Below are 4247 nucleotides of genomic sequence, written 5' to 3'. Positions count from 1 at the left end.
TTCGCTTCGCTTTCGCTTCGCTTCAACCGCGCATTTACCAATGTATCTAACTTCCCTAAGTTTGTCAACCCCTTTTGGCAAAATTTTTTGATCTTTTTTCTATCCCTTGCTACATCAGCCTTTCAGCCCTTCGGGTTTTTTGCTAGTCCCTTGATTAGAACTGGCGGTGCGGATATATTAGTTTATTTGTACTAAATATTTTCCTCAATTTAATTTTTTATTCAGTACCTCTCGATCGCCTGGTCGATTTTGGGGTATGGTTCCTTGAGAATCTATTTTCTGATCGGAAAGCCCTCATGTCTCGCCGCTCCGCTTTACAATCCTATTTACTGGTGCGTTTACTCCTAGCTCCCTTGATGTTATGGACGATCGTGACGGTGGTTTTTCTGCTGATGCGTGTTGCCCCCGGTGATCCCACGGATGCGATTTTAGGCAACCGCGCCCCTGAAAGTGCCAAAAATGCCCTAAGAGAACAATTAGGACTGAATAAACCCCTATTTTTCCAGTACCTAGACTATATTTTCCACCTAATGCGCCTCAATTTAGGAGACTCTTTAACCAGTAAGGGGGTGACGGTATGGGAGATTATCGCTAAACATTTTCCAGCGACGGTGGAACTAACTTTTTATGGAATGCTAATTGCGGTGATAGTGGGAGTCGGATTGGGAATTATCACCGCTTCCCGTCCGAATACCCCCTTAGATGCGGGGGGACGTTTATTTGGGTTGATAACCTATTCCTTGCCGATTTTTTGGGTGGGAATGCTCTTACAGCTAATTTTTGCGGTACAGTTGCGCTGGTTTCCCTTGGGGACTCGTTTTCCTTTGAGTGAAACTCCACCCCAGACAATTACAGGTTTATATACCCTTGATAGTCTGATGACTCTACAACTAGATAAGTTGCCCACAGCTTTGTATTATCTAGCCTTACCTAGTTTTACTCTCGGCATTCTTTTGAGTGGGATTTTTGAACGGATGGTGCGAGTTAATCTGAAACAAACTTTGCAAGCGGACTATGTAGATGCGGCAAAAGCGAGAGGAATACCAGAAAAAACGATTATGATCGCCCATGCGCTGAAAAATGCCCTAATTCCCGTAATTACTGTCTTAGGATTAACTTTTGCGGCTCTTTTAGGTGGTGCAGTCTTGACGGAAGTTACTTTTTCTTGGCCGGGTTTGGGAAATCAGTTATATCGCGCGATTTCTCTGCGGGATTACCCAACAGTACAGGGATTAATGGCTTTTTTTGCGACAATAGTGGTTTTTGCCAGTATTTTAATCGATCTAATCAATGCTTACATTGATCCTCGCATCCGTTATTAATCAGGGAGAGGGAATTATGAATTATGAATTATGAATTATGAATTATGAAGTGGGGAGGTGGGGAGATGGGGAGACCACTACGCAGTTTAAATACCGTACAGCTTGAGATGAGACAACAGCCGTGAAATTGATGTCACAGCTAATAAAAAATGGATCAGGATTGCTTTTTATCTCTAGGTTGTTGTTAGGTGATTGCTGACTGATTAATAATGGTTGAATGTTAATCGGCTTTTCCTTTTAGGGAGACGAAATCGGGACTATGGGAATTACTATTGTCACCATTTTGCGGGGGATGAAAAGGATTTCTCACTTCGGGGGGAGTGGGTAAACCCTGTTTCATTTCCGCCACTTTTAAGAGGATCAAATACTCATAAAAAGCTTGCAAAGTACACCAAGCAAAACCAGCTTTACCATCGAGAATTCCCGCCAAGATAAAATACATATAAAACCAACGAAGCAAGGGACGAAAAGGCAATCGTAGAGATAAATCTTTTAAAGCTCTCCGTCTATCTACTTCGGTTTTACCAAAAAATAATTTTTTCCAACTAACACCACCGTTAGCCAACTGATGTAGGGTTTCTGCTGCTTCATCGGTAGAGTAACGATTATGTTTTTCAATCCAACGACTTAAACCTTTACTACAGGTATAGTGGGGATAGGTTTCTTGTAAAAAAGAGGTTTTTCCCAGACATTCTTCTCTTTCCGTGTGACCATAATCGCTAAACCAGACTTGATCTTTTCTAAATAGACGCATTTGATAACGGGGATACTGGGTGCTGCGACGGATCCAAGTTCCCATAAACATAACTCTTTCGGCCACATAAAAACCAGTAAATTCTTTCTGTTGAGTGGCGCGCAGACATTCTGCGTAGAGTTGGGGTGTCATCCTTTCATCTGCTTCGAGAATATAAACCCAATCGTATTTAGTCTCGATATTTTCTAACATCCAAGTTCTTTGTTTACCATGACTCTCGAATTGATGCTGAATCACGCGCACTGGATAACGAGAAGCAATCTCTACTGTGCGATCGCTACTGTAGGAGTCAACCACAATCACATCATCGGATAGAAGTGCCGATTCCACACAGGCGGCAATATCAATTTCTTCGTTATGAGTGAGAATGTAAATGGAAAACATAGATATAATATGGTGTTTGATTATACGAAACCCGATCGGGCAGTAGTCCTATTGTGTACTGGAAAAAGCGGAATGAAAACCCTTATTATCCAAGAAATTTTTTTAAAACTGTCAGACTGAGCCTATTCTAACCTCGATCGCCATTTTGTCAATATTTCTTAAGTATTACTTGAAAAATTCTTTACCTGAGCTTGCGGCAACCAGCAATGAGCTATTCCCCACCATGAGATAATAGACGGTGCTTTATGTCTCCAGTAATTTTCGATGACTGCTGTTTCCGAGTGTTTTCGTTCTCTCCGTTCCCAGGGGAATTGTGCCTTAATTCCCTTTATTACTGCCGGTGATCCCGATTTGTCCACTACTGCCCAAGCTTTACGCATTTTAGACCGGGCAGGGGCCGATCTGATCGAGTTGGGGGTTCCCTATTCCGATCCTCTTGCGGATGGTCCGGTTATTCAAGCGGCGGCCACGCGCGCTTTAAATCGGGGTGTCAAGTTGGAAGATGTGCTAGAAATCGTCAAAAATGCTCAGGGAGAGGTGAAAGCTCCCATTATTCTCTTTACTTACTATAATCCCATCTATCATCGCGGGATAGATGTCTTTTTAGACCAAATTAAAGCAGCTGGGGTGAGTGGTTTGGTGGTTCCCGATTTACCCCTAGAGGAAGCGGAAAGTCTGCTGCAACCGGCTGCCGCTAAGGGAATTGAAGTGATTTTATTGGTAGCGCCTACCAGTCCCCCGGAACGAATACAAGCGATCGCCCTGCAATCCCAAGGTTTTATTTATCTGGTGAGTGTCACGGGAGTGACGGGAATGCGGAACCAAGTGGCCACCAGAGTGGAGGAATTGCTCGATTCTATCCGTTCTGTCACCGATAAACCCGTGGGGGTAGGATTTGGCATTTCTGACCCGACACAGGCACTACAGGTGAAAAACTGGGGTGCTGATGCGGTAATTGTCGGCAGTGCCATGGTTAAACGTCTGGCCGATAATTCCCCCAGCGAAGGGTTAAAATCCCTCGAAGAATTCTGCCGTAGTTTAAAACAGGCGATTCAGTGAGGGGTTAGAAATTCTTCTAAGGGAATTCCGGCTGCGGGGCGATCGAGGTAGAATCTTTCCCGAATTCCTCGATCACCTTGAGTTAAATTTGAGAGAGTTCGCGTTCACCCGCTAATTTCAGTGCAGAAGCGGCTTCAGGAATATAGGAAGTTTTCGTTTTAGAGACCATACCTCCCTGTTGTTCCCGTAATTGTTCTAGACGCATGGTACTCCAATCGGTCAGCATCGAGTTACCTAGCCGGGGGGCCAATTTGTTAATTTTCTCGACGGCGGAGATACCCAATTCATCCATCTGTAGGGAAGCTAGATAGCAATCACAGGCGATGTCTATCTCTCCTAATCGTTCGTGACATTGGCCAGCCATAAACCAAGCGATCGCCATTCCAGGCGGGCCGAGTCTAGTAGCAGAACGATAGATTTTCGCCGCTTCTTCAAATTTATTTTGTTTTAGTAAAATTTCCCCCAGTTTCAGGCGATAACGAGAGTAAAGAGGTTCCATCGCCACCATTTTCTTCGCTCTCTCTTCGGCGAGATCAATATCGCCTAACCAGAGAGCTTCTTTTGTTCGGCTCTCGAAAACCGTTATTACTGGACTTCCCCGTTGACAAAAAGCCATAACCTGTGCTGTAGAAGGGATTAAAAGAATTTCCGCCGCCCCGTTACTGGGTACAAATCAGGGAAACTCCCAATAAATCTAACGCTTTTTGTTGCAGTTGGGTCGGTCGAGT

General features: G+C 44.2%; 4 protein-coding genes. 2 read left to right on the top strand and 2 right to left on the bottom strand.

What is annotated here, in order from left to right:
- The first annotated feature begins 296 nt into the window (after positions 1-296).
- The gene (locus O9300_RS16555; RefSeq protein ID WP_104397756.1) at positions 297-1322 is read left to right on the top strand and encodes an ABC transporter permease; all 1026 of its coding nucleotides are present in this window, start codon (positions 297-299) and stop codon (positions 1320-1322) included.
- Positions 1323-1542: 220 nt separating this feature from the next.
- On the opposite strand, the gene O9300_RS16550 is transcribed toward O9300_RS16555, so the two are convergent.
- Entirely contained in the window at positions 1543-2460 is a 918-nt protein-coding gene (locus tag O9300_RS16550; RefSeq protein WP_287972825.1) for a glycosyltransferase family 2 protein, read from the bottom strand.
- A 264-nt stretch (positions 2461-2724) separates the two neighbouring features.
- Here O9300_RS16550 and trpA point away from each other — a divergent pair, with 264 nt between their 5' ends.
- Positions 2725-3519, top strand: coding sequence for a tryptophan synthase subunit alpha (gene trpA / locus O9300_RS16545; RefSeq protein WP_072927775.1), 795 nt, complete (start codon positions 2725-2727; stop codon positions 3517-3519).
- Between the two features lie 82 nt (positions 3520-3601).
- On the opposite strand, the gene O9300_RS16540 is transcribed toward trpA, so the two are convergent.
- The gene (locus tag O9300_RS16540; RefSeq protein WP_287972824.1) at positions 3602-4135 is read right to left on the bottom strand and encodes a tetratricopeptide repeat protein; all 534 of its coding nucleotides are present in this window, start codon (positions 4133-4135) and stop codon (positions 3602-3604) included.
- Between the last annotated feature and the right edge of the window lie 112 nt (positions 4136-4247).

The sequence above is a fragment of the Microcystis sp. LE19-195.1E genome, from assembly GCF_027532095.1.
In the GTDB taxonomy this organism is placed as follows: Bacteria; Cyanobacteriota; Cyanobacteriia; order Cyanobacteriales; family Microcystaceae; genus Microcystis; species Microcystis aeruginosa.
This window is presented reverse-complemented; position numbering and strand designations above follow the sequence as displayed.

What these genes read in the sequence shown, in the direction of transcription:
- trpA (WP_072927775.1), top strand. Translation starts at nt 2,725, where the DNA reads ATGACTGCTGTTTCCGAGTGTTTTCGTTCTCTCCGTTCCCAGGGGAAT.
- O9300_RS16540 (WP_287972824.1), bottom strand. Translation starts at nt 4,135, where the DNA reads ATGGCTTTTTGTCAACGGGGAAGTCCAGTAATAACGGTTTTCGAGAGC.
- O9300_RS16550 (WP_287972825.1), bottom strand. Translation starts at nt 2,460, where the DNA reads ATGTTTTCCATTTACATTCTCACTCATAACGAAGAAATTGATATTGCC.
- O9300_RS16555 (WP_104397756.1), top strand. Translation starts at nt 297, where the DNA reads ATGTCTCGCCGCTCCGCTTTACAATCCTATTTACTGGTGCGTTTACTC.